Here is a 23,024-nt window from a genome sequence, read left to right as displayed (position 1 = left end):
CACGAAGCGCGCTGGCCGGTCAGCTCGCCGCCGCCAGGACCGGGGTCCGGCCGAGGGCGGCCGAGAACCGGTCCACCACCTCACCGAGCGCCTCGGCGGTGGCCGGGGCGATGGTCAGCGAGCCGTCCTCGCGTACGGTGATGTCCTTGTCGAGGGTGAACCAGCCCTGGACTATGTGGGCGGCACCCATGGAGTTCAGCACCGGGCGCAGCGCGTAGTCGATGGCGAGGACGTGCGCGGTGGAGCCGCCGGTGGCGAGCGGCAGCACGGTCTTGCCGGTGAGGGCGTACTGCGGGAGCAGGTCGAGCAGCGCCTTGAGGACACCGGACTACGACGCCTTGTAGATGGGCGTGCCGATCACGACGCCGTCGGCGCGGGCGACCAGCTCGGCGGCCCGGGCGATCGCCGGGTGCCGGACGTCCGCGCCCAGCAGGGCCTCGGCCTGGAGGCTGCGGACGTCGAGCGGGATCACGTCATGCCCCTGGGCGGTCAGGCGCTGGTCCAGGTGGCGCAGCAGACGGCCGGTGCGGGAGGTGGCGGAGGGGCTGCCGGAGACGGACAGGACGGTGGCCATGGGTGCCTCGTTTCTGGGAGTGCGGGGTGCTGCCGGCGGTCAGCCGTGGGCCGCGACGGAGACCAACTCCGGTTCTTCGCCCGCACGTCGATGGCAGCACCCGCTGGACTCCTGGTGCGGAGAGCCTTCAGGCACGCCGAACCCAAGGGGTGCGCGGGCACGCCAAGAGAGGTGCCGGCACGGTGAACTCAGGCGGGAAAAGGAGAAAGCGCGGCGGATCGCCGAGAAGTGATCAGGCCGCGGCGCAACAGGAGGCACTGGCAACGCGCGCGAGGTCGACATGGCGTCGCCGCGTGAGGTCCAGTCGCATCGTCATGCTGTTGATCGTGGCAGCCGCCGGTGAGGGCCGTCAAGGAAAACCCGACCGGTCTCGTATCCCGGACCCGCGCCCGGCGCGGGTCCGGGACGACCCGCCACAGGCCTACACATAAAGAAGAAATAAGAGCAAAATGGTAGCAAGCGGTGCTTACCCGTACTGCACCAGACGCGGTCTGGCCAGCGAAGTCAAAGGAGACGAGTCATGGCCAATGTCTCGCACAGGGGTGACATGACGACTCACCCCGATGTCTCCGAAATGCGGGCACGCTACGCCCGCATGCTCGGCGGTCGTGATGTGGCGCTCGTGGACGGGCCGGTGTTCCTGCTCGGCCTGTACTGCGCGGCATCACCGTGGATCGTGCACTACACGGCGAGCCAGCCGGCGCTCATGACCCACAACCTGATCATGGGCATAGCGATCGGCCTGCTGGCACTCGGTTTCACCAGGGCCCCCGAGCGGATGTACGGCCTCAGCTGGGCCATGTGCGCCATGGGCGTCTGGCTGATCATCGCCCCGTGGATCGTGGGCAGCGGCCCGGACAGGGGCGTGATCATCAACAACGTCGTCATCGGCGCCCTGGCGCTTCTCCTCGGACTGCTCTGTGCCGGCACGGCGGCGAAGAGCACACCCAGGCCGTAGCTGGAGACGCGAGAGAGAAGGAAGAGGAAGAGGCGAGGAAGGACAGGTGACCAGGTGAGGCCGGTCCGCCCGGGCGGACCGGCCTTCGCCGCGCCCGCTCAGCGGCTCGGCACCAGCCAGGGCGCCTGCGGCAGGCCCGCCCGGTCTCCAGCAGCGACTTGAGGTCGGACAGCACGGCCGGCCGGCCGAAGCCGGGCTTGTCGGTCGTGGCTTCCTCGGGGCAGGTCCGGCCGCCGCCGGCGCGGCACGGTCAGCGCGATGATCTGGGCGAGCGCCTGGACGATCACCACGACCGTGGTGAGCAACTGGATCAGCGTGGCGAGGTCGGTGTGCCGGCCGATCAGGAAGCCGACCGCGGTGATCACACCCAGCGTCGCGAGTCCCGGCGCGGGAAAGCGGTGCCTCGGGTGCAGCTTCTCGTACGGGCGGAAGAGGGCGCGGTCGCGTGCGGCGTCGTAGGGGACGCGGGAGCCGCCGAGCAGGCCGGTGAAGACCGACGCGGACGTGGTCCGGCCAGGCCGACCTCAAGGGGCTCTCCTCGATGGCCCGATCTGCACGGCTCGGCGCCGAGTGTGCGGGGCACCGGCCGGCACACACCGGAGCGGACGGTCCCGGCGGCATGACGGACATACGGAGCGGGGGCGGGCCGTTCGGGCCCGCCCCCGTACCGCTGTGCGGTTCAGGCGACGTTGAGCGCGGTGTCGTCCACGACGAAGGACGTCTGGTACTGGGAGCCCTCGGTGCCGGTGAACTTCAGCGTGACGGTCTGCCCGGCGTAGCTGCTGAGGTCGAAGCTGCGCTGGGTGTAACCGGAGGCCGCGTTGAGGTTCGAGTACGTGGCCAGGGTGCCCAGGACCGTGCCCGAGCTGTTCAGCACCTGGACCTTGAGGGTGTCGTAGGCGGTGCTGGTGGAGGTCTCGGCGGTGTCGATGTGCAGGTAGAAGCTCAGCGTGGCCGAGCACCCGGACGGGATGGTCACCGACTGGGAGAGCGTGTCGGTGGTGGCGGTGCCGTAGCCGTCGAGCCAGGCGTAGTACGAGCCCGAACGGGCCGACTCCCCGGTCGAGTTGGTGATGACACCGCTGGAGGCACTCCAGGTGGTGTTGCCGGACTCGAAGCCCGGGTTGCCGAGGAGCTGCGCGGCGGTGCACGTGCCGGTACCTCCGCCCGTGCCGCCACCGGTACCTCCGCCGGTGCCGCCGCCCGTCCCGCCGCCACCGCTGGTGCCACTGGCGCCGGAGAGCCATTCGGTGGCGTTGAGGGCGAGAGCCGCGTTGGTGGCGCTGGAGTCGTTCCAGCCGTCGTACAGGGTGTTGCCGGACTGGCCGGTGCCGTCGTCGATCGGGGAGCTGTCGCCCCAGAAGGCGACACGGCCGCTGCCGAACGTGGACGTCAGGAAGAAGGCGCCGGTGTTGGCGGAGTAACCGGTGCGGTACAGCAGGCCCTTGACGGCGGCGTTGTCCGACGGCTTGAGGGTGGCCGTGGTGCCGTTGGCGATCAGGCTCTTGGTGACGGTGCCGAAGGAGCCGTGCAGGACCGGGTCGGTGCTGTCGCTGATCGCGGCCGGGTGGTCGGAGGAGATGTTCAGCGAGTCGATCGAGAAGCCGAACGGGTCACTGGAGTCGACGCTGTTGTTCGTCATCAGGTCGTTGAGGATCTGGACCGCGTCGTAGCCGTCGTTGTTGCGGTCGGCTCCGGTGTGGTCGGAGATCATGAACAGCCCGCCGCCGTTCTTCACGAAGTTCATGATCGCCGTCTTCTCGGCGCTCGTGAACAGCGTGTTGGGCTCCGGCAGGACCAGCGTGTCGAAGTTCGACAGGTCGAGCGAGGACGAGCCGCCGTAGCTGAGGCTGGAGCCCGACGGCAGCGTCTTCAGGCTGTAGTTGCCGGTCTTCTGCAGCGCCACGCCCCAGGAGGAGATGGCGCCGGTCCAGTCGGTCTCGGCGGACGGGGACGAGTTCTCGCCGAGCGGGTCGGGCTGACTGGTCGAGATGATCCAGTCTGCGTTGCCGGCCGTCTCGGCGTGGGCGTTGTCGAACAGGATGCGGTGTGCGGTCGCCGCGTGGGCGGGGGTGCTGCCGCTGCCGACCTGGACGGCGGCTCCGGTGAGGAGCAGCCCGAATCCGGCCAGGGCGGTGGTGAGTCTGCGGCGGGATCTCATGGATCCAAGCATCCGGCGAACCTCCGTTGAGGGGTGGGGAGTGGCGGTGGGGGACGCCAAATCTGCGCGCGTAGAACCGGATTGAGGGTTCTACACGCGTGGACTGTTTGAAAGGTACATGGCATGACGGTCCGGTGAACAGAAAGTCCGGGCAATGAACGAGCCGGCCCCGCCCTCCCCTCTCGGCGGGTCCGAGCTCAATCCCCGTACAGATAGGGCGTGGTGGTGCTCAGGGCGTGGAAACCGAGGCGCTGGAGGATCGGGCGGCTCATGGGTGAGGCGTCGACCTGGAGGTAGCGGTAGCCGCGGGCGGCGGCGACGCGGGCGCGGTGGGCGACCAGCGCGCGGTAGATGCCCCGGCCGCGCCAGGCCGGGGCGGTGCCGCCGCCCCACAGCCCGGCGAACGGGGTGCCGGGCACCAGCTCCATGCGGGCGGCGCTGACCGGTTCGTCCCCGGCGAGCGCGACCACGGCGACGACCGTGCCGGGGTCGGCGGCCAGTCGCGCGAGCAGCCGGTGCCGCAGCCGGGTGCCGTCGGTGCCGAAGGCCTGCTCGTGCACGCCGACGACGAGATCGACGCCGGCCTCGTCGTCGGCCGCCACGAGCCGGATGCCCGCGGGCGGTTCGGCGTCCAGGGCGAGGGCGTCGACGTCGGCGACGAGCAACGTCTCCTCCGGCTCGGCCCGGAATCCGGCGGCGGTGAGCCGGGCGCCCAGATCCGCGGGCCGGTCGTGGCCGTAGAGCTTCCACTCGAAGTCCCGGCCGAGGGCGGTGAAGTGGTCGATCTGCTCGCGGATCGCCCGGTCGGCGCCGGCCGCGTCCAGAGCGCTCCAGAGCACGCCGTTCCAGCCGTGGGCGTCCGCGACCTGGCGCACGACCGCGCCGGCCCGTTCGATCCGGGCGCCAGGGCCGTCGGGGCGTGCACGTTCGCGCATGTCGCGGTCGTAGCGGGCGAGTACCGTGGTGTGATCCATGCGCCCAGCCGATCAGCCCGGCCCCGGCCGGGCAACGGGGATTACCGCGCGTCGGGCCCGCTTCCGTCCGGCCGTACGGCGGCGAGGTAGGCGGTCAGCCGGTCGCGGTTGCGGGCCAGGCAGTCGATGCGCGCCTGGATGCGGTCGATGTGCCCCTGGAGCAGGGCGGCCGTCTGCGGGGGCACGCACGCGGCGGGCGGATGGAGCTCGCCGGGCCCGGACAGGTACGGCAGGATCACACGGATCATCTCGGTGGTGAGCCCGGAGTCCAGCAGGCCGCGGATCTGCTGGACGTCGGCCACCGCGGACTCGGGATAGCTGCGGTAGCCGTTGCCGGAGCGCTCGGGGTGGAGCAGGTCCTGTTCCTCGTAGTAGCGCAGCAGCCGGGTCGGGACGCCGGTGCGGCGCGACAGCTCACCGATCCGCATCATGTTCTCCCGGCACGTGTTTGACCTTCACACTGATGTGAAGCTCCCACCATGGTCGCATGACCGTGTTCTCCGTGTCTTCCACGTATCCCCAGCTCAAGGGCGGTCGGTTGCCGTGGTCGGGGCTGCTCGCCCTGTCCTGTGCCGCGTTCACCGCCGTCCTGACGGAACTGCTCCCGGCCGGGCTGCTGCCCGTGATGGCGCCACCGCTGGGGGTCGCCGAGTCCCGGGTCGGCTTCCTCGTCACCGCCTACGCGGCCGCGTCGTTCGTGGCCGCGGTCCCGGTCACCGCGGCGCTGCGCGGGCTGCCGCGGCGGACGGTGCTGTGCGGGGCGCTGCTCGGGTTCGCCGCGAGCGACGCGCTGGTCGCGCTGTCCTCGGCGTACCCGCTCACCTTCGCGGCCCGGCTGCTGGCCGGGGCCATGGGCGGCACGCTGTGGGCGATGCTGGCCGGCTACGCGGCCCGGATGGTGCCGGCCGACCGGCGCGGGCGGGCCATCGCGATCGTGCTCGCCGGGATCACCCTGGCCCTGGCGCTCGGGGTGCCCGCCGGTACGGCGCTGGCCGGAGCGGTGGGCTGGCGCGCGGCCTTCGGCACGCTGGCCGTGCTCGCGGTGCTGCTCGTGGCGTGGATACGGTTGCGCGTGCCCGCCTTCCCCGGCGAACCGGCGCACGCGCGCGTGCCGCTCACCCGGGTCGCACGACGGCCCGGGATCCGCCCGGTGCTGTCTGTGACCCTGTTCCTGCTGCTGGGGCACCAGGTGATGTACACCTATGTCGCCCCGTTCGCCGCGCACGCGGGATACCGCCGCACGGGACTGCTGCTCGCGGTGTTCGGGACGGCCACGGTGGCCGGGATCTGGCTCACCGGGGTGCTGATCGACCGGTGGCCGCGCCGCACCCTGCTGATGGCGCTCGCCCTGTTCGCGGGCGTGCTGCTGGCACTGGGCCTGGGCGCGGCGGCGCATGTGCTGCTGGTCGGGGCGGTCGCGGTGTGGGGCGTGGCCTTCGGCGGGGCGCCGACGCTGATCCAGACGGCGCTGGTCGACGCCTCCGGTCCGGCCGATGCCGATGTGGCGACCTCGCTGCAGACCACGGTGTACAACGCGGGCATCGCAGCCGGTTCCCTCACTGGCGGGGTGGCACTTGACGTGCTGGGTGCCGGGGCCCTGCCCTGGACCGCGCTGGCACCGGCCGTGGTGGCGCTCGGGGTGGTCGCGGCGGGTCGCCGGTACGCCTTCCCCGCCGTGCGGCGCGGTGTTGCCCCGGAGGCGAACCCGCCGGCCGAGCCCTGCCCGGTGGCCGTACCGTGCGCCGCCGGAGATCATGCCGTGAGGAGGTCGGTGGACGATGGTGAAGGAAAGTGAGCTGCGGTATCTGCGCCGCTGTGTGGAGCTGGCCGGCGAGGCGCTTCGGGACGGTGACGAGCCGTTCGGCTCGGTGCTCGTGGCGGCGGACGGCACGGTGCTGGCCGAGGACCGCAACCGGGTGGCCGGCGGGGACCACACCCGGCATCCCGAGTTCGAGCTGGCCCGCTGGTCGGCCGCGCATCTGACACCCGGGGAGCGGGCGGGGGCCACCGTCTACACCTCCGGCGAGCACTGCCCGATGTGTGCGGCCGCGCACGCCTGGGTGGGGCTCGGCCGCATCGTGTACGTCGCCTCGTCCGCCCAGCTGTCCGGATGGCTCACGGAGTTGGGCGCACCGCAGCCGCCGGTGCGGCCGCTGCCCGTCCAGGACATCGCGCCCGGCGTGGCCGTGGAGGGGCCGGAGCCGGAGCTGCTGGACCAGGTCCGGGAGCTGCACCGGCGCCGCCTGCTGTCGTAACCCCTGCCACTCAGCCGATTCCGAAAACTCCTGGTTGTTTCAGCCCAGTTCGAGGGTGGTGACGCCGAACACGCGGTGCTGGGCATGGGCGCGGACCGGTCCGGTGTACATCCGGGCGGTCTCGAACGAGGCCTGGAATCCGGCCGCTTCGGCGAGGGCGACGCCGGCCGTGTTCGGCTCGGGCACGTCGATGGCGACCTCGCGTCCGGCGGCCTCGGCCGTGAGGGCGGCGAACAGGGCCCGGGCGTCCTCGGGGGTGTCGGCGAAGAGGGGGCCGATGCGCAGGCTGTCGTGGCCGGGGCGCAGCACGCCGTAGCCGGTGACGCGCTCGCCGTCGTGGCGGACGAAGGCCCGGTGGCCGGGGCCGGTGAGCCACTCGGCGAGGAAGCGCGGACGGTCGGCCGGGGAGCAGGCACCGTCGTAGGCGCTGATGACGGCGAGGTCGGCGAGACCGGCCGGGCGGACACCGGCGGGCACCTGGGCCTCGGGGGCGGTGCCGGTGAACCGGACGGTGCGGTAGGCGAGTTCGAACCCGGACTGGCGGTAGTTGTGCTGCTGGGCGACGACTCCGTCCAGGCCCACGGTGCGGTTCCCGGCGTGGGCCAGGGCGGTCTTCCAGGTGGTGAGGCCGTGCCCGTGGCCGCGCAGGTCGGGGCGGACCAGGTAGCAGCCCAGGAAGGCGTAGTCGGGGCCGTGGGTGACGACCGAGATGGCCGAGACGGGCTCCCCGTCGATCCGGCCGAGAAAGAATCCGTCCGGGTCCTGCGCGAAGAACGCGGGCCCGTCGGACACCCCCGGATTCCAGCCCTCCGCCGCCGCCCAGCCGGCGATCACCGGCCAGTCGGCGAGGGTGGCCTGGGTGACGACGAGGTCGTGCGGGGCCGCAGAGGTCATCGATGCGCTCCATTTCCGTCGGGACCGGAATGCCGTGCCGCATCCTTCCGGATCAACGGGGGCCGCGCCACGGGAAGATCAGCCGTTACGGCACCCCGCACCACGCGCGTCATCACCGGCGCCGTCGCGACCACGAACAGCCCGAAGAGGGTGATGGGCAGCAGCCCCACCGGCCGCAGCAGTTCTTCGGGATGCGCCTTCACCCAGGGCCAGTTGACGTTCCAGTCGCCGAGGACGTCCAGTGTCATGACAGCGGCCGCCAGCCGGAAGCCCCAGGGCCGTAGCCACAGCGTCAGAACGGCGGCGAGCGGGTCGAGGACGACCAGAGCGACGAAGAACACCTGCAACGGCGGGGGGCCGAAGCCGGCATAGGCGGGCAGTCCGCCGCGCGCCAGGTACAGGGCGTGGTCGCCGGTCCCTTCCGGGAATCCGGCAGCGCAGACCAGGAGAACCCGTCCGCGCCCGGCGCGGCAGCGCCCGCCATCGTCCGCGTATGCCGTCCGTCACCGGGACGACGTACTGCACTCATGATCCGGCCCCACCGGGCCGGCGTCCGGTGGGGCCATGCGGCGTGGGGGGATTCAGGAGGTGCGGGCCGGGCGGAAACGGCGGTAGAGGATCGCGCCGCTGAGGAGCAGCGCGGCGCTGCCGGCGACGGCAGGGAGGGTGACGTCCGCACCGGTGTGGGCCAGGGAGGACACGGTCTGCCGCGGTGCGGCCGGGGCGAGGCGGCGCTTCACGGACCCCCGGGGTGTGGAGACCCGAGGTGTAGACACCCGGGGTGTGGAGACCGGAGGTGTGGACACCGGGGGCCTGGAGACCGGAGGTGTAGACACCGGCGGCGTGGAGACCGGCGGCGTGGAGGGCCGGCTGCGCGGGGGCTGGGCGACGGTGCCGGCGTTCGCGCAGCCGTTACCCGCGGCAGGGTTGAGCAGTCCCACCACGTTCACGGTGTTGCCGCACACGTTCACCGGTACGTGCACCGGGAGCTGGACACCGTTGCCGGAGAGCACGCCGGGCGAGTCCTGCGCGGTGCCATGAGCCGAGGCGCCGCCGGAGGCGGCCGAGCCGGCCTGTGCCGTACCGCCGGTGTTCGCGCAGCCGTTACCCGCGGCGGGGTTGAGCAGTCCCACCACGTTCACGGTGTTGCCGCACAGGTTCACCGGTACGTGTACCGGGAGCTGGATGCCGTTGCCGGAGATCAACCCGGGCGAGTCGGCCGCGGAGCCGTCGGCGGAGGCGCCGTCGGCCGCGAAGGCGGCGGACACCGGCAGCGCCACGGCCATCGCCCCGGAGGCTGCGACGAGGGCGATCACGCCGTTTCGGGTAGCCCGTCTCATGAGGTTCCCTGCCTTCCAGACATCATCACGGGCACTCACCCGCACCTTGTAAAAACGCATGCGAACCATCCGAGTTATGGCTTATCGCTCTTTCACCCCATCGAGTGACACCTGTTGCTAACCGCATGTAAAGCGGATCAATGATCATCGACAGGCGACAGAAGGGGCGGACCATACGACACCCTGCGCCGCCCCGCTCGTCCGGAGGCGGGCGCTCCGGGGCCCGCTTATGGTGATCCGAGGGCGCCGTCCCTCCGGTCCGCGACAGGCGTCCCGGGAGGCGATCGATGCTGGTCAAGCTGTCCCCACGACCCGCCGTGCGGCGCTGCGCGGGCGCCGGAGCCCTCACCCTGGCGCTGCTCGGCGCCGGGCTGCCCGCGGCCGCGGTCGACCGGCCGTCGCAACCCGACCTGTCCCGGTTCTACCGGCAGAAGCCGGCCTGGACGGGCTGCAAGGGTCCGGACATGCCGAAGGACCTGCAGTGTGCCAAGGTCACCGTCCCGCTCGACTACGCCCGCCCCCGCGCCGGCACCCTCGACATAGCCCTGGCCCGCTACCGGGCGACAGGGACGTCACAGGGCTCGGTGCTGCTGAACTTCGGCGGTCCCGGCGGTCCGGGGGTCAGTGAACTCGCCTCCGACGGCCGGAAGTTCATGGACCTGACCAACGGCTACGACGTGGTGACCTTCGATCCGCGCGGCGTCGGCCGTTCCTCCCCCGTCAGCTGCGGCGAGGGCGGCGACGACGCCTCCGGCACGACGGACGACCACACCGACCTCGGCCATCCGCAGGCACTGCTACGGCAGTTGAAGCGAACCGCCGAGGAGTGCGCCCGGTACTCCGGCCCGGTGCTGGCCCACATCGGCACCGTGGACGCCTCCCGCGACCTGGACGTCATCCGCCAGGCGCTCGGCGACAAGAAGCTCAACTACCTGGGCTTCTCCTACGGAACCCGGCTCGGCGCGGTGTACGCGGCGCAGTTCCCGCACAAGGTCGGCCGTTTCGCCCTCGACGGCGTGGACACCCTGACCGAGCCGCTGTCCGAGCAGGGGGTGGCCGGGGCCGAGGGGCAGCAGACCGCGCTGGACGATTTCCTGGACTGGTGCACGACGGACATCGCATGCCCGTTCGGGCAGGACCGGCGGGCGGCCGGGGACCAGGTCGTACGGCTGGTGAACTCGCTCGACGAGAACCCGGTCCCCACCGACGTCGGCGGCACGATCTCCGGCCAGGACCTGGTGGGAGCCATCGGACAGGCCCTCTACAGCAAGCAGTTGTGGCCCTCGCTGGAGCGGGCGCTGGCCTCACTGGTCCAGGACGGCGACACCCGGGGCGTGCTGAACTTCGCGGCCGGGGGCACCAGCCTGCCGGTCCGTTCGGGCACGGCAACGGCAACGGCGTACGCCGGGATCCGTACGGACGGCGGGCTGGTCGAGCCGCAGGACGTCCCGGCGGACAACCTCCTGGCCGCACTGATGGCGATCAACTGCGCGGACGACCCCGACCGGCCCGGCGCGGCCCGGATCACCGAGGACCTCAAGAACCTGCCGGCCCGGTACGAGCAGGCCTCCCCGGTCTTCGGCCGCTACCGGCTCACCGAGCTGCTGATGTGCTACGGCCGCCCCAGGGGCACCGACTTCATCCGCGACCGGGTGAAGGCCGTCGACACCGCGAAGATGCTGCTCGTGGGCACGCGCGGCGACCCCGCGACGCCGTACCGGTGGACCGTGGAGACGGCGGCGCGGCTCGGCCCGTCGGCTGTGGTGCTCGACAACAAGGGGGACGGCCACACCGGGTACGACTCCTCGCCATGCGTCCACCGGAAGATCGACGACTTCCTGCTGTACGGCACCCTGCCGCCGAACGGCAGTTCCTGCCCGGCGGACGGGGAGGACTGGAGCGCGACGGGGAACACCGACGACGGATGACAGGTGTACGTGACCGCGACAGGGAGAGACCGCCATGCGTGTCCGCGCCGCCCTCGCCGTACCCGCCCCGGCCGCCGTGGCGGTCCTGCTGCTGACCGCACAGCCGGGCCACGCCACCACGGCCGGCAGGGATCACGCCCGGACCGTCCGCTGCGCCGAGCCGCCACTGGCACTCCGGGCGAAGGCCGTGCCCGGCCACCCGACGGTGGTGCGCACGAGCGTCACCAACCGCGGCGCCCGCGCCTGCGTGGTCGACCTCGTGCCCACCGTGACGTTCGGGAACCTCGACGGAGCGGCGCTGCCGGTGCCGGCGGGCGGCACCGGCACCTACCGGCTCGCGGCGGGCCGGAGCGCCTACGCGGACGTACGGACCATCGCCGACCCGGCGGACCCTCAGGCCCGCCGGACGGACGACCTCACCGTGGCCGCCTCGGCCGCACACCGGGGCCGCTCCTTCACCGCCGGCCGGCTCGGCACCGGGAAGCAGGTCCTGGTGTGGGAGCCGGTGACGACGTGGTGGCAGCCCACGGCGGCGGCCGCGGACCGGGCCATCGGTCTCAGCTGAGCACCACCTCGGGGGAGTAGGCGTCCAGCCAGCCCGCGAGGTCCAGGGCGCGCTCCAGCCCGCGCCGCTCCACCTGGGTGCTCACCGGTGCCTCGCGCTCGGCGGCCGCACGGACCCGCTCCCGGTCCAGCAGGTCGAACACCGGGTGGGAGGGCCGGGCGAGCAGTTCCTTGACCTGTTCCTGCAGGGCGGCGGCGTACCGAGGGTCCTGGGTGGAGGGGTACGGGCTCTTCACCCGCTCGTACACCGAGCGCGGCAGGACGTCCGCGGCCGCCTCGCGCAGCAGGCTCTTCTCCCGGCCGTCGAAGGACTTCAGGGCCCAGGGGGCGTTGTAGACGTACTCGACCAGCCGGTGGTCGCAGAACGGCACCCGGACCTCCAGTCCCACGGCCATGCTCATCCGGTCCTTGCGGTCGAGCAGGGCGCGCACGAAGCGGGTCAGGTGCAGATGGCTCATCCGCCGCATCCGGTACTCGAAGTCGCTCTCACCGTCGAGCCGTTCGATGCCGGCGACGGCGGTGCGGTAGCCGTCGGCGACGTAGCCTTCCAGGTCGAGGGACTTGGTCAGGTCGTCGCGCAGTACGTCGCCGTCTGCGCCGAAGTGCCGGTTGAAACTGGCCAGCCAGGGGAAGGTCTCGGCGCGGCGCGCCTCCTCGTCGAAGAACTGCAGGTAGCCGCCGAAGACTTCGTCGGCGGACTCACCCGACAGGGCGACGGTGGACTTCTCGCGGATGGCGCGGAAGAGCAGCAGCAGCGAGGAGTCCATGTCGCCGAAGCCGGCCGGCAGGTCGCGGGCGCGGATCACCCGCTCGCGCACGGCGGGGTCGGCGAGGGACTGGGCGTCGAGCACGATGTCCTGGTGGTCGGTCCGGGCGAGCTCGGCCACGTCGTGCACGAAGGGCGTGTCGGGGGTGCCGCGCAGTTCGTCGGCGATGAAGTTGTCGGTCCGGCCGACGAAGTCGACGGCGAAACTCCTTACGCGCTCGCCCTGTTCGGCGAGGTGCCGGGCGGCGATCGCGGTCATCGCGGAGGAGTCGAGGCCGCCGGAGAGCAGGGTGCAGCGCGGCACGTCGGCGACCAGCTGGCGGCGCACGATGTCGTCGAGGAGGGAGCGCACGGTGGCGATGGTGGTCTCACGGTCGTCGGGGTGCGCGAGGGTCCGCAGCCGCCAGTAGACGCGGGTGCTGATGCCGGAGCGGTCGACGGTGACGACGGTGCCGGGCTCCACCTCGCGCATGCCGTCCCAGATCGCGTGCCCGGGCGTCTTGATCAGCACGAACAGCTCGCGCAGGCCGTCCAGCGTGACCCGGCGGCGGGCCAACGGATTGGCGAGAATGGCCTTGGGCTCGGAGCCGAACAGCACGCCGTCGGGGGTGGGGTGGTAGTAGAACGGCTTGATGCCCATCCGGTCGCGGATCATCACGAGCTTGTCGTGCCGGCCGTCCCAGACGGCGAACGCGTACATCCCGTTGAGGCGTTCGGCGACCTCGTCGCCCCATTCGAGGTAGCCGTGCAGCACGACCTCGGTGTCGGAGTCGGTGGTGAACCGGTGGCCGCGGCCTTCGAGTTCGCGGCGCAGCTCGGTGAAGTTGTAGGCCTCCCCGGAGTAGACCATGGCGATGGTTCCCTGGGGGGTCGTCAGGGACATCGGCTGACGGCCGCCGGGAAGGTCGATGATCGCGAGCCGGCGGTGTCCCAGGGCGGCCGGGCCCTCGGTCCAGATGCCGCGGTCGTCGGGGCCCCGGCAGGCCATCGTCTCGGTCATTGCATCCAATGTGGTGGCCTCGACGGTCAGATCACGGTCGAAGGACACCCATCCGGTGATGCCGCACATGCGCTGCCTCCTGCCTCCGGTTCGCTGCCGTTCTCCGCTTTCACCTGTGCGTTCCGTGGTGATCCGGGTTCCGGTCGGCAAACCGGTTGTATTGAGCACCTATAGGTACGAGCGTCCGTCAGTTGCCCGAGGCAGTCAACGTGGGCGTAACACGGACGGCTCCACCTCCCCCATGCTTTCGGCCGCTTTTTGCTCGCGCGAAATCCGGTGGAAGCCGCACCGTCGGGCCGGCGCCGCCAGGAACCGGCCAGAGGCAAAAACTTCCCCAAGCGCTACATCCGTCAGTTGTTTTCGGTCAGGAGGGGTCGGGCTTCGGTCAGGAACCGGTCCAGTGCGTCGGTCAGCTCGGCAGGCCTCTCCAGGGGCAGCTCATGACCCGCGTCGAGGATGCGCACGACCGCGTCCGGCCAGACCCTGGCCATCCGCAGCATCTGCCGCACCGGCAGCTGGACGTCGTGGTAGCCGTGCACCATCAGGGTGGGCGTGCGGATCTCACCGGCACGGTCGAGGACGTCGAAGGCGCGCATGGCGCCGTAGAGCGTCATGACGACCTCGCGCGGGGTGCCGGCCGAGGCGCGGATGTGCGCGCGGATCTCCTCGCGCGGATGACCGGGCGCGAAGGCGCGCCGGATGTTGGCCGCCACGAACAGCCTGAACGGCACCAGCGTGGAGGCGGCCATGAGCAGCCCCCGGCCGCGGCTGTACGCCATCCGGGCGATGGATCCGACCAGCACCAGCCGCTCCACCCGCGCGGGGTGGGCGAGGGTGATGGTCTGCGCGATCATCCCGCCCATCGAGTGGCCGACCAGCGCGAACCGCTCGACCCGCAGATGATCGAGCAGGGCGAGCACGTCGTTGGCCAGCTCGGCGATCGTGCGCACGCCGGCCCCGCTGCTCTCCCCGTGCCCGCGCAGGTCCAGCCGGATCACCCGGCGTCTTTCGGAGAAGTGCGCCGTCTGGTGGTCCCAGCGGTGCCGGTTCGCGGTCCAGCCATGCACGAACACCAGGGGCACCTCCGGCGCGTCCCGGGGACCCTCGTCGTCGTACGTCAGGGTCGCTCCGGCGACGTCGAACTGCGGCATGGGGGCCTCCTGAGGGGTGCGGCAGCATGTAGTTACTGGCGGGTACGGTATCCGGCCCGGGGCGGCGCGTCACCGCCTTCCGCCGGGGAACTCCCGGTGGCAGGCGGGTCCGGTTTACCCCGAATGCCGTACGCGTGAATCCGCCCTATCGTGCTGTCATGGAGCACGCACTGAGTCCCGCGACCCTGGCCGAACTGCGGCGCCCGCGTCCCTACCCGGCGGTGTCGGTACTGACCCCGACGCACCGCCGTGAACCGGAGAACGGGCAGGATCCCGTCCGGCTGCGCAATGTCCTCACCGAGGCGCGCAAGCGCCTGGAGGCCGATCCCGCCGTCACCCGTGAACGGCGCAACGACGTCGAGGCCCAGCTCGACCGGGCACTGGCCGAGGTGGACCTGGCCCACGCCGAGGACGGTCTGGTGATCTTCGCCGCGCCGGGCGAGCACCAGGTCTGGTCCCTGGCCCGATCCGTCCCCGAGCGGGTGGTGCTCTCGGACACCTTCCTCACCCGCAACCTGGTCGCCGCACAGGCGGCCGAACGGCCCTTCTGGGTGCTGTCGGTGTCCGCGGACCGCGTCGCCCTGTGGAGCGGCGGCGAGGGCCGTGTCGTGGCGGACGAGTCCGGCGGCTTCCCGCTGGAGCGGCGGCAGCCGAACTTCGACCCCGAGCGCCAGGAGCAGATCGGCGACATGCCGAGCGCGTACAGCGACGAGGCCACCCGTCAGTTCCTGCGCGAGGCGGACACCGCCATGGCCGCGCTGCTGCGCGAGGAGCCCCGGCCGCTGTACGTCACCGGTGAGCAGGCGGCGCTGTCGCTGCTGGAGGAGGCCGGCAGCGTGGCCAAGTGCGCCGTCCAGGTCCCGCACGGCGGCCTCACGCACGCAGGTCCCGAGGCCGTGTGGCAGGCACTGCGGCCGGTGCTGGAGGACGAGGCCCGCAAGGACACCAGGTCCGTGATCGACGAGCTGACCTCCGCGCGCGGCCGCAAGACCTACGCGGCCGGTCTGGACGAGCTGTGGCAGAGCGCCCGCGAGGGCCGGGTGCGGCTGCTCGCCGTCGAGGAGAACTTCCGGGCCACCGTCCGCGACCTCGGCGCGCATCTGGTGCCGGCCGAGCCCGGCGATCTGGACGCCCGCGAGGACATCGTGGACGAGATCGTCGAGCAGTGCCTGCAGACCGGCGCCGACGTCCGCTTCGTGCCCGACGGCACCCTGGGCGACGCCGACGGGATCGCGGGAGTGCTGCGGTACTGAGCCCACTGGCGGCGCTCCCTGCGCGGCGTACGCTACGGCGTGATCGTCGGCGTAAGGGAGCGCACGCATGGGTGACCTGCTGGGTGTGGCGGTACTGGGTGCCGGACACATGGGCGCCGATCACATACGACGGCTCGACCAGGTGGTGAGCGGAGCCAGGGTCGTGGCCGTGGCCGACCCGGACGTCGAGCGGGCGAAGGAAGCGGTGGCCGGCCTCACCGGGGTGAGTGTCCACCCGGACGCGGAGGCCGCGCTCGACGCACCCGGGGTCGCGGCCGTGCTGATCGCCTCTCCCGGCCCGGCCCACGAGGAGGCACTGCTCGCCGCCTTCGCCCGGGGCCTGCCAGTGCTGTGCGAGAAGCCCATGGTGCCGGACTCCGCCGGCGCGCTGCGGATCGCGGAGGCCGAGACCAGGGTGGGCCGCCGGCTGGCACAGATCGGCTTCATGCGCCGCTACGACACCGAGTACCGGCGGCTGAAGGCCCTGCTGGACGGGGGCAGTCTCGGCCGGCCGCTGATGCTGCACTGCACCCACCGCAATGTCTCCTCGCCACCCGACTTCACCAGCGCCATGCTCGTCAACAGCTCGGTCTCGCACGAGATCGACGCGGCCCGCTGGCTGCTCGGACAAGAACTGACGGCGGTGACCGTGCTGCGGCCCGCACCGTCCTCGGACGCTCCGGCCGGCCTGCTCGATCCGCAGTTCGTGCTGTTCGAGACCGACGGGGGCGCGCTGGTCGACGTCGAGGTCTTCGTCAACTGCGGCTTCGGCTACCAGGTGCGCTGCGAGGCCGTGTGCGAGCGGGGCAGCGCCCGGATCGGCGACGAGCACACCATGGTGGTCACCACCGGCGGCGCCGCACGCGAGGAGGTGCCGCAGGACTACCTCGTCCGCTTCACCGCCGCCTACGACCGCGAGGTGCAGGCCTGGGTCGACGCCACCCGGCGCGGCGAGGTCACCGGCGCGAGCGCGTGGGACGGCTACGCGTCCTCGGTCGTCGCCGAGGCGGGGGTCCGGGCGCTGGAGAGCGGCGGCCGGGTGACCGTCGGCCTGGCCCCGCGCCCGGACCTGTACGACCCCTGCGCCGGGGTCAGCCGCTGACGCTCGCGGCGCCCGTCTCCAGGTGCCCGGTGAACCGGCGCGACCAGGTCGCGTCGGAGTCGACGGTCACCGTGAAGTCGTACCAGCCGTTCTGGTACGCGACGGCGTTGAAGAAGTCCTCCGCCGAGCCGCCCGCGGCCACGGTGTAGGTCCAGGGACCGTCACCGCGGTAGTGGTTGGAGGTGATGGTGAACTTCACCGACGACGAGCCCGAGTTGGTCATCTTGAAGTAGATCGCGAGCTTGCCGGTGCCGGGCTCGACGGCGTAACGGGTGCTCACCTCCGCCGACTTGCCCGCCTTGGTGGCATCGCCCTGGAAGCGGCGCAGGAAGCGGTTGGGGCCGACCATGGTCAGGTCGTACCTGCCGCCGCCGAAGCCCGTGCCGATGTTGAAGTAGTCGGAGGCGGTTCCGCCCGCGCCGACCGTGTACTGGTACGGCGTGGTGTCCCGGTAGGCGTTGGGGTGGATGGAGAAGTGGGCCGCGCGGGTGGCCGGGTCCCCCTGGTTCGTCATGGTGAACCAGGCGAGGATCTGGCCGGCCGCGCCGAACTCCAGGTGGTCCAGATAGCCGTTCGGCTGATACGGCAGCGCGCGGGCGGGCCGGGTGCCGGGTTCCTGGGCGGGCAGGGCGTTGTCCGTCGGCACCGGATTGGGCAGCGGGCCGCAGGTGTTGATGCCGATGACGCTGGTCGCGGGCAGCGAGACCGCGCCGTAGACCGGGTTGGCGAAGTCGAAGACGCCGGTCAGGTCGCCGCTCACCGTGCGCCGCCAGTCACTGACGTTGGGGCACGTGGCGGGCGTGCCGAGGGCGGCGGTCCAGGTCTCCAGGAAGCGCAGCACCGAGGTGTGCTCGAAGACCTCCGAGGAGACCCAGCCGCCGCGCGTCCAGGGTGAGACGACGATCATCGGGACGCGGAAGCCGAAGCCGTACGGCACCCCGTTGAGGAACTCCCCGGCCGTTCCGGCCGGCGGCACCGGCGGGGGCACGTGGTCGAAGTAGCCGTCGTTCTCGTCATAGTTGAGGAACAGGACGGTCGAGTCGAAGACGTCCTGGTCGGCCGCGAGGGCCTGGTAGACGAGGCTGACGAAGTGGGCGCCGTCGCCGGGCGGGGCGTACGGGTGCTCGGAGAAGGCCTGGTTGGGGACGATCCAGGAGACCTGCGGGAGGGTACCCGCGAGGACGTCGGCCTTGATCGCGGCGGCGATGTCGTCCGGGGTCGAGCCGGTCACCTTCGGCACCGAGGACATGCCGCGGTCGTACAGCGGGTCGCCCGCCTTGGCGTTCGCGAAGTTCTTGAAGTAGGCGCAGCCGTTGTCGCCGTAGTTGTCGGCCGCGTTCTGGTAGACCTTCCAGCTCACCCCGGCGGCCTGCAGCGCCTCCGCGTAGTTCTGCCAGGTCAGACCCGACTCGTCGCCGCCGTCGTAAGAGGAGGAGTCGACCTTGCCGCTCCACAGGTAGGTCCGGTTGGGGCCGGTGGCGCTGAGTGTGGAGCAGAAGTAGGCGTCGCAGATCGTGTAGTTGTCGGCGAGCGCGTAGTGGAACGGGATGTCGGAGCGGTCCAGGTAGCCGAGCGAGCGGACGTTGCCGACGCCCGCGACCCAGTTGTCCATCCGGCCCTTGTTCCACGCGGAGTGCTGCGAGGACCAGGAGTGGGGCAGGTCGCCGTTGCACTGGGCCAGGGTCTCGCCGTCCGCGCCCGCGGCGGACGGTGTCGCGCTGAGCTTCCACGGGTACTGACGGCCCAGCCCGTTCGGCTGGTCGAAGACCGGGTACCCGCCGCTCAGGGTGATGCCACTGCGGTCGTCGAAGCCGCGCACACCCTTCAGACGGCCGAAGTAGTGGTCGAAGCTGCGGTTCTCCTGCATCAGGATCACCACGTGCCGGACGTCCTTGATCGTGCCGGTCGCCGTGGCCGGTGCGGCAGCCGCCGTCCGGGGGGTGCCGGCGCCCAGCGCCACCCCCGCCGCGACGGACGCGCCCAGTCCCACGAAGCCTCTTCGGCTGATCGGTGTCATTCGCCCCGTCCTCGTCAGCTCGTGTGCCCCTCCGGCACACCGCGCGACAGGGTGCACGGGGGGAACGTCAGGGTCCATACCCGTGTGGTGAGGCGAAGGTGAACAGAAGTCAAAGTCGGCCCCGGGCCGGTCACACCCCGCCGAACAGGGCGCTGAGCCCTCGTTCCACCACCCTGACCACGTCCTCCTGTCCGGGCGCCACCACCTCGTAGCTGCGCAGCAGGAAGCGGCGCAGGGCGAGGGCGTGGAACTGCAACAGGGCGAGGCCGTGCGGCGAGTGGAACTCGATGACCGTCCGCGTGCGCCCGTACGGCCAGATCTGCACGTCCCCGTGACCCGCCGGGGCCCGCAGCCCCTGGTCGAGCAGGGAGCGCGCGAACGTCCACGTGACGTCCTCGCCCTCCAGGGCTGCCTCGGCGGGGAAGTCCACGAAGACAGCGAGCGGATCCCCGGTGGTGTAGCGCAGCGTGGCGGACACGGGGATCTCCTGGTCCTCCGCGGTGATGAGCCGGGCGAGCACGGGCTGTTCGACAGTGGTGTCCATGCTTATATGGAGTGCGCGAAGGCCGTTCGCATGCCCCCAATTCCGGTCAGAGTTCGACGGGTACCGGCCGGTCGCGGCACTGGCGAACACAAGTGCGTCGAACAGCCGCGTGAGCGCTACACGAAGATCACCCACGCGGGACAACTCTCGTAGGATTTCTACGACATGGACCGCCGGGCGCGTACGTCATTCACGCCTCCGGATCACTCCGGGGAGACTCTGGCATATGCCGGAAGCACCACCGTATCGTGTGTTGCCAAATCCCTTACAGGGCGTCGCGGGCTGTGCAAGAGTCGTAACGGTCCCCCGTCCTGCTTGGCCGTATCGTCCCCCATCGGAGTGCGTCATGCCGTCCCCAGTCTCCGCGGGCCGCCCAGCCGCCCAGCCACCCGGACATGGCTCGGTCGAAGCGTTGATCACGCAGGCACGGCGACTCCGGGGCGACGTGGACGCCGTACGGCGGGACACCCAGAGCGACGGTGCGGACCCCGAGGAACGCTGGCAGCGCGCTCTGTACGACCTCGCGCTGCATCAACTGAACGACCTGGACGCCCACTTGGCCCAGCTCCGCGACGGCCCGGACCCGGCGCCCGAGGCCCCGGCCGAGCCCGCCGAGGCGTCCGGACTGCGCACGGCACCGGCCGTGAGCCCGCGCGGCTCGCTGCTCAGCCGGGTCGGCAGCGCGGAGTGGAACCTGCTGACGGACGAGGCGACCTGGTCCGGTGAGCTGTACCAGATCCTCGGCCGCGACCCGGCCGACCCCGCCCTCACCCTGGACGAGCTGCCCTCGCTGGTCCTGGAGGAGGACCGGCCACAGCTCACCGCGATGGTCACGGGCTGTCTGGTCGACGGCAGGCCGATCGACGGCGAGTTCCGCATCGTCCGGCCGGACGGCTCGGTGCGCACGGTCCACATGATGGGCGAGCCGGTGCTCGGCGCTGACGGCGGCACCTCCTCGATGTGGGCGGTGCTGCGGGACGTCAGTGAACTGCGCCGCAGTCAGCGCACGGTGCGCGAGACCCGTGACTCGCTGCACCGTCAGCGCAGGCAGGAGCAGACCGAGCACCGGATCGCGGCCGAACTGCAGGAAGCCGTGCTGCCGCCCTGGCTCGGCTCCCTGCGGCTCCCGCACCGGGGACCGGGCACCCTGGATCTCGCCGCGCACCATCTGCCGCCGGAGACGAGCACCCTGATCGGCGGTGACTGGTACGACGCGCTGGACCTGCCCGACGGCGAGATGCTGCTCAGCGTCGGCGACCTCACCGGACACGGGGTGGCCGTCGCCTCGGGCATGGCGATGGTGCTCGGCGCCGTACGCGGCATGGCGGTGGCCGGCACCCGGCCCGGTGAACTCCTCGGCCTGCTCAACCGGTTACTGGACACCACCGTGCAGCCCGCCCTGGGCAGCGCCGTCTGCTGCCGCTACCGGCCCGAGAACCGCACCCTGGTCTGGGCTCAGGCAGGACACCCCGCCCCGCTGCTGTACCGCGACGGGACGGGGCGTGTACTGACCGCGCCGGACGGCGTGCTGCTCGGCGCGACCTCGGGTGCCGTCTACGGGCAGGCCGAGGAGACTCTCCAGCCGGGCGACCTGCTGCTGCTGCACACCGACGGGCTGGTACCGGGCCGGATCACCACGGCGGCCGTGGACCGACTGCTTGACCTCGCCCCACGGTTCGACGCGGCGCGCACCGCGCAGGACTGTGTCCGGACAGTGGTCGAGGAGTTCGGCGGAGCCGGGCGCGAGGACGAGGCATGCGTGCTCGTCGCCAGGGTCACCGCGTGAACCGGTAGTGATGACAGGGACGTCGCGCCCACGGGCCTCCTGTGCCCGTGGGCTCACGCCTGTGCGCTGTTACCGCCCTTGGCCCTCGGCTTGGGCAGGGCGTTCCTGATCTCCTCCCGCAGCTCGTGGATCTTCGGGTACTCGGCGTACTGGGCGGTGAGCTGGTACATCTGGCGCAGCCGGTCCCAGGTGCGGCGGGAGGAGTTCGAGCCCATCGACATCAGGGCCAGCCGGGCGAAGCGGTCGGCCTGTTCCGGGTCGTCGGCGATGAAGCAGGCCGAGGCCATGGACAGATGGTCGAAGATCTTCGAGCGCTCCCGCCCGTCGATGCGCAGGGCGAGCGCCTTCTCCGCGTAGTGCTGGGCGTACGCGGCCGCGGCCGGGTCGAACTCCGCGAGCGTGCGGTAGGCGAGGGCCTGCATGCCGTACAGGTCCTCGTCCTTGAAGGTCTGCATCCAGTCCGGCGTCTCCTCGTTCTGCCGGTCGGAGACGAAGAGGTCCTCCGCCTGGCCGAGGGTCCGGCGCATCGCCTGGCCCTTGCCCATCGACGCCTGCGCCCAGGCCTCGATGGTGTGGAACATCGCCTTCGTGCGCGGCTGCAGGCGGTCGCCGGAGCCGTCCTGGGCGAGCTTCATCAGGTCCAGCGCGTCGTCGGGCCGGCCGAGGTGCACCATCTGCCGGGCCGCCCGGGACAGGGCCTCCCCGGCGCGGGGCCGGTCACCGCCCTCACGGGCGGCGTGGGCGGCGATGACGAAGTACTTCTGCGCCGTGGGCTCCAGGCCCACGTCGTGCGACATCCAGCCCGCGAGGACCGCGAGGTTGGCCGCGACGCCCCACAGGCGGCGCTGGAGATGGGGAGGGTGGTGGTAGGCGAGCATGCCGCCCACCTCGTTGAGCTGGCCCACGACCGCCTTGCGCTGAAGCCCGCCGCCGCGGGCCGCGTCCCAGGCGCGGAACACCTCGACCGAGCGCTCCAGTTCCTCGATCTCCTGCGACCCGATGGGGGCGGCCTCATAGCGGTCGAACCCAGCGGGGTCGGCGTGCAGGGGATCGTCGAGGACGGGGGCGTCGGCCTTCAGGGCCGGGTCGGTGTGCAACCAGTCGTACATGGCGCTGCTGAGTGTGGATCCCGCGGCGAGCGCGGCACCCGCGCCCACCAAGCCGCGTCGGTTGAGCATGAGGTCCATTCCCGTGAATTCGGTGAGGACCGCGGCGGTCCGTTCGGGCGCCCACGGCACGCCGTCGGGATGTTCCTCGATCCCGTCGCCCTGCCGTTTCCCGTTACGCCCGTGCCGCACCAGACCGAGGTCCTCGATGGTCACGACACGGCCGAGACGCTCGGTGAACAGCACCGCCAGCACCCGCGGCACGGGATCGCGCGGGATCTCTCCCATGTCGATCCACCGCCGCACCCGGGAGGTGTCGGTCGACAACTGGGGGTGGCCCATGGCCGCCGCCTGCTTGTTGACCAGCCTCGCGAGTTCACCCTTGGACCAGCCGGCCAGGCCGAACAGGTCCGATAGGCGGGTGTTGGGTTGTCCGCTCACGTCAAGCCCCCAGGTTCTCGGCTGAGTTGACAGTAGCCCGGTGGAGGTTGCCGAGCGACTATTCGCCACGGTTCGCCAGGGTGCGCCAGATGGTGTGCCACTGCCCATCGGGTGTCAGGTAGGAAAGCGCCACCCCGACCCGGTCTCCCGTCAATATGACAGAGGCATTCCCCAGGGTGCCCCTTGGGCGACCGGGCCGGGTTGCGCGCA

20 protein-coding genes and 2 pseudogenes are annotated in these 23,024 nt (G+C 71.6%); 8 read left to right on the top strand and 14 right to left on the bottom strand.

Features of this window, described 5'->3' with window-relative positions:
* Nucleotides 1-19: 19 nt before the first annotated feature.
* Nucleotides 20-574 (bottom strand): annotated as a pseudogene (gene ssuE, locus LE548_RS08485) (NADPH-dependent FMN reductase).
* Nucleotides 575-806: 232 nt separating this feature from the next.
* A complete protein-coding gene (locus tag LE548_RS46435) occupies nt 807-884 on the bottom strand; it encodes a putative leader peptide (RefSeq protein WP_373878043.1) in 78 nt (25 codons plus the stop codon).
* A 210-nt stretch (nt 885-1,094) separates the two neighbouring features.
* Between LE548_RS46435 and LE548_RS08480 the strand changes: the two genes are divergently transcribed.
* Nucleotides 1,095-1,532: an SPW repeat protein gene (locus LE548_RS08480; protein WP_225096040.1), complete on the top strand. Its 438-nt coding sequence runs from the start codon at nt 1,095-1,097 to the stop codon at nt 1,530-1,532.
* A gap of 215 nt (nt 1,533-1,747) precedes the next feature.
* On the opposite strand, the pseudogene LE548_RS08475 reads toward LE548_RS08480, so the two are convergent.
* The 4 genes and pseudogenes from LE548_RS08475 to LE548_RS08460 all read right to left on the bottom strand — a co-directional run.
* Nucleotides 1,748-2,041, bottom strand: a pseudogene (locus LE548_RS08475) (amino acid permease); the annotation flags it as partial.
* 170 nt (nt 2,042-2,211) lie between these two features.
* Complete coding sequence (locus tag LE548_RS08470; RefSeq protein ID WP_225096039.1) at nt 2,212-3,705, bottom strand: immune inhibitor A; 1,494 nt, start codon at nt 3,703-3,705, stop codon at nt 2,212-2,214.
* A 185-nt stretch (nt 3,706-3,890) separates the two neighbouring features.
* Entirely contained in the window at nt 3,891-4,667 is a 777-nt protein-coding gene (locus tag LE548_RS08465; protein ID WP_225096038.1) for a GNAT family N-acetyltransferase, read from the bottom strand.
* Between the two features lie 41 nt (nt 4,668-4,708).
* The gene (locus tag LE548_RS08460; protein WP_225096037.1) at nt 4,709-5,095 is read right to left on the bottom strand and encodes a MerR family transcriptional regulator; all 387 of its coding nucleotides are present in this window, start codon (nt 5,093-5,095) and stop codon (nt 4,709-4,711) included.
* A 59-nt stretch (nt 5,096-5,154) separates the two neighbouring features.
* Between LE548_RS08460 and LE548_RS08455 the strand changes: the two genes are divergently transcribed.
* Together LE548_RS08455 and LE548_RS08450 are read left to right on the top strand one after the other, a co-directional pair.
* Nucleotides 5,155-6,462: an MFS transporter gene (locus tag LE548_RS08455; RefSeq protein ID WP_225096036.1), complete on the top strand. Its 1,308-nt coding sequence runs from the start codon at nt 5,155-5,157 to the stop codon at nt 6,460-6,462.
* Nucleotides 6,446-6,922 carry a nucleoside deaminase gene (locus LE548_RS08450; protein ID WP_225096035.1) on the top strand — a complete coding sequence of 159 codons (477 nt, stop codon included), beginning with the start codon at nt 6,446-6,448 and terminating at the stop codon, nt 6,920-6,922. Before LE548_RS08455 ends, LE548_RS08450 begins: the two co-directional genes overlap by 17 nt.
* Before the next feature lie 39 nt (nt 6,923-6,961).
* Here LE548_RS08450 and LE548_RS08445 read toward each other — a convergent pair whose 3' ends face one another.
* The 3 genes from LE548_RS08445 to LE548_RS45960 form a co-directional block, all read right to left on the bottom strand.
* Nucleotides 6,962-7,816, bottom strand: coding sequence for a GNAT family N-acetyltransferase (locus tag LE548_RS08445; protein ID WP_225096034.1), 855 nt, complete (start codon nt 7,814-7,816; stop codon nt 6,962-6,964).
* Entirely contained in the window at nt 7,813-8,157 is a 345-nt protein-coding gene (locus tag LE548_RS08440; protein ID WP_225096033.1) for a hypothetical protein, read from the bottom strand. The genes LE548_RS08445 and LE548_RS08440 overlap by 4 nt, the downstream gene beginning before the upstream one ends.
* A 240-nt stretch (nt 8,158-8,397) precedes the next feature.
* Nucleotides 8,398-9,132, bottom strand: coding sequence for a chaplin (locus LE548_RS45960; protein WP_225096032.1), 735 nt, complete (start codon nt 9,130-9,132; stop codon nt 8,398-8,400).
* A 311-nt stretch (nt 9,133-9,443) separates the two neighbouring features.
* On the opposite strand from LE548_RS45960, the gene LE548_RS08430 reads away from it, so the two are divergent.
* Nucleotides 9,444-11,084, top strand: a complete 1,641-nt coding sequence (locus LE548_RS08430) for an alpha/beta hydrolase (RefSeq protein ID WP_225096031.1) — start codon at nt 9,444-9,446, stop codon at nt 11,082-11,084.
* Nucleotides 11,085-11,118: 34 nt separating this feature from the next.
* Entirely contained in the window at nt 11,119-11,649 is a 531-nt protein-coding gene (locus LE548_RS08425; RefSeq protein ID WP_225096030.1) for a DUF4232 domain-containing protein, read from the top strand.
* On the opposite strand, the gene asnB is transcribed toward LE548_RS08425, so the two are convergent.
* On the bottom strand, nt 11,642-13,483 hold the full coding sequence (asnB, locus tag LE548_RS08420; protein ID WP_225096029.1) for an asparagine synthase (glutamine-hydrolyzing): 1,842 nt from the start codon (nt 13,481-13,483) through the stop codon (nt 11,642-11,644). The two genes, LE548_RS08425 and asnB, sit on opposite strands and share 8 nt — an antisense overlap.
* A 281-nt stretch (nt 13,484-13,764) precedes the next feature.
* A complete protein-coding gene (locus LE548_RS08415) occupies nt 13,765-14,565 on the bottom strand; it encodes an alpha/beta fold hydrolase (RefSeq protein ID WP_225096028.1) in 801 nt (266 codons plus the stop codon).
* A gap of 158 nt (nt 14,566-14,723) precedes the next feature.
* On the opposite strand from LE548_RS08415, the gene LE548_RS08410 reads away from it, so the two are divergent.
* Complete coding sequence (locus LE548_RS08410) at nt 14,724-15,818, top strand: chemotaxis protein (RefSeq protein WP_225096027.1); 1,095 nt, start codon at nt 14,724-14,726, stop codon at nt 15,816-15,818.
* Between the two features lie 67 nt (nt 15,819-15,885).
* Nucleotides 15,886-16,920 (top strand): Gfo/Idh/MocA family protein, encoded by a 1,035-nt coding sequence (locus LE548_RS08405; RefSeq protein WP_225096026.1) that lies wholly within the window; start codon nt 15,886-15,888, stop codon nt 16,918-16,920.
* Here the strand turns inward: LE548_RS08405 and LE548_RS08400 are convergent.
* Both LE548_RS08400 and LE548_RS08395 read right to left on the bottom strand, forming a co-directional pair.
* On the bottom strand, nt 16,910-18,937 hold the full coding sequence (locus LE548_RS08400; protein ID WP_225096025.1) for a phosphocholine-specific phospholipase C: 2,028 nt from the start codon (nt 18,935-18,937) through the stop codon (nt 16,910-16,912). The two genes, LE548_RS08405 and LE548_RS08400, sit on opposite strands and share 11 nt — an antisense overlap.
* Before the next feature lie 130 nt (nt 18,938-19,067).
* A complete protein-coding gene (locus tag LE548_RS08395; RefSeq protein ID WP_225096024.1) occupies nt 19,068-19,481 on the bottom strand; it encodes an SsgA family sporulation/cell division regulator in 414 nt (137 codons plus the stop codon).
* A 346-nt stretch (nt 19,482-19,827) separates the two neighbouring features.
* Here LE548_RS08395 and LE548_RS08390 point away from each other — a divergent pair, with 346 nt between their 5' ends.
* The gene (locus tag LE548_RS08390; RefSeq protein WP_225096023.1) at nt 19,828-21,267 is read left to right on the top strand and encodes a PP2C family protein-serine/threonine phosphatase; all 1,440 of its coding nucleotides are present in this window, start codon (nt 19,828-19,830) and stop codon (nt 21,265-21,267) included.
* A 53-nt stretch (nt 21,268-21,320) separates the two neighbouring features.
* Here the strand turns inward: LE548_RS08390 and LE548_RS08385 are convergent, their stop codons facing one another.
* Entirely contained in the window at nt 21,321-22,814 is a 1,494-nt protein-coding gene (locus tag LE548_RS08385; protein ID WP_225096022.1) for a hypothetical protein, read from the bottom strand.
* Nucleotides 22,815-23,024: the final 210 nt, after the last annotated feature.

Origin of the sequence: Streptomyces sp. CoH27 (assembly GCF_020181035.1) — a bacterium.
Classification (GTDB): domain Bacteria; phylum Actinomycetota; class Actinomycetes; order Streptomycetales; family Streptomycetaceae; genus Streptomyces; species Streptomyces camelliae.
The sequence above is the reverse complement of the archived record's forward strand: the minus strand, read 5'-3'. Positions and strand labels throughout refer to the sequence as shown.

What these genes read in the sequence shown, in the direction of transcription:
- LE548_RS08405 (WP_225096026.1), top strand. Translation starts at nt 15,886, where the DNA reads ATGGGTGACCTGCTGGGTGTGGCGGTACTGGGTGCCGGACACATGGGC.
- LE548_RS08465 (WP_225096038.1), bottom strand. Translation starts at nt 4,667, where the DNA reads ATGGATCACACCACGGTACTCGCCCGCTACGACCGCGACATGCGCGAA.
- LE548_RS46435 (WP_373878043.1), bottom strand. Translation starts at nt 884, where the DNA reads ATGCGACTGGACCTCACGCGGCGACGCCATGTCGACCTCGCGCGCGTT.
- LE548_RS08390 (WP_225096023.1), top strand. Translation starts at nt 19,828, where the DNA reads ATGCCGTCCCCAGTCTCCGCGGGCCGCCCAGCCGCCCAGCCACCCGGA.
- LE548_RS08470 (WP_225096039.1), bottom strand. Translation starts at nt 3,705, where the DNA reads ATGCTTGGATCCATGAGATCCCGCCGCAGACTCACCACCGCCCTGGCC.
- LE548_RS08395 (WP_225096024.1), bottom strand. Translation starts at nt 19,481, where the DNA reads ATGGACACCACTGTCGAACAGCCCGTGCTCGCCCGGCTCATCACCGCG.
- LE548_RS08430 (WP_225096031.1), top strand. Translation starts at nt 9,444, where the DNA reads ATGCTGGTCAAGCTGTCCCCACGACCCGCCGTGCGGCGCTGCGCGGGC.
- LE548_RS08415 (WP_225096028.1), bottom strand. Translation starts at nt 14,565, where the DNA reads ATGCCGCAGTTCGACGTCGCCGGAGCGACCCTGACGTACGACGACGAG.
- LE548_RS08410 (WP_225096027.1), top strand. Translation starts at nt 14,724, where the DNA reads ATGGAGCACGCACTGAGTCCCGCGACCCTGGCCGAACTGCGGCGCCCG.
- LE548_RS08425 (WP_225096030.1), top strand. Translation starts at nt 11,119, where the DNA reads ATGCGTGTCCGCGCCGCCCTCGCCGTACCCGCCCCGGCCGCCGTGGCG.
- LE548_RS08480 (WP_225096040.1), top strand. Translation starts at nt 1,095, where the DNA reads ATGGCCAATGTCTCGCACAGGGGTGACATGACGACTCACCCCGATGTC.
- LE548_RS08400 (WP_225096025.1), bottom strand. Translation starts at nt 18,937, where the DNA reads ATGACACCGATCAGCCGAAGAGGCTTCGTGGGACTGGGCGCGTCCGTC.
- asnB (WP_225096029.1), bottom strand. Translation starts at nt 13,483, where the DNA reads ATGTGCGGCATCACCGGATGGGTGTCCTTCGACCGTGATCTGACCGTC.
- LE548_RS08460 (WP_225096037.1), bottom strand. Translation starts at nt 5,095, where the DNA reads ATGCGGATCGGTGAGCTGTCGCGCCGCACCGGCGTCCCGACCCGGCTG.
- LE548_RS08450 (WP_225096035.1), top strand. Translation starts at nt 6,446, where the DNA reads ATGGTGAAGGAAAGTGAGCTGCGGTATCTGCGCCGCTGTGTGGAGCTG.
- LE548_RS08455 (WP_225096036.1), top strand. Translation starts at nt 5,155, where the DNA reads ATGACCGTGTTCTCCGTGTCTTCCACGTATCCCCAGCTCAAGGGCGGT.
- LE548_RS08445 (WP_225096034.1), bottom strand. Translation starts at nt 7,816, where the DNA reads ATGACCTCTGCGGCCCCGCACGACCTCGTCGTCACCCAGGCCACCCTC.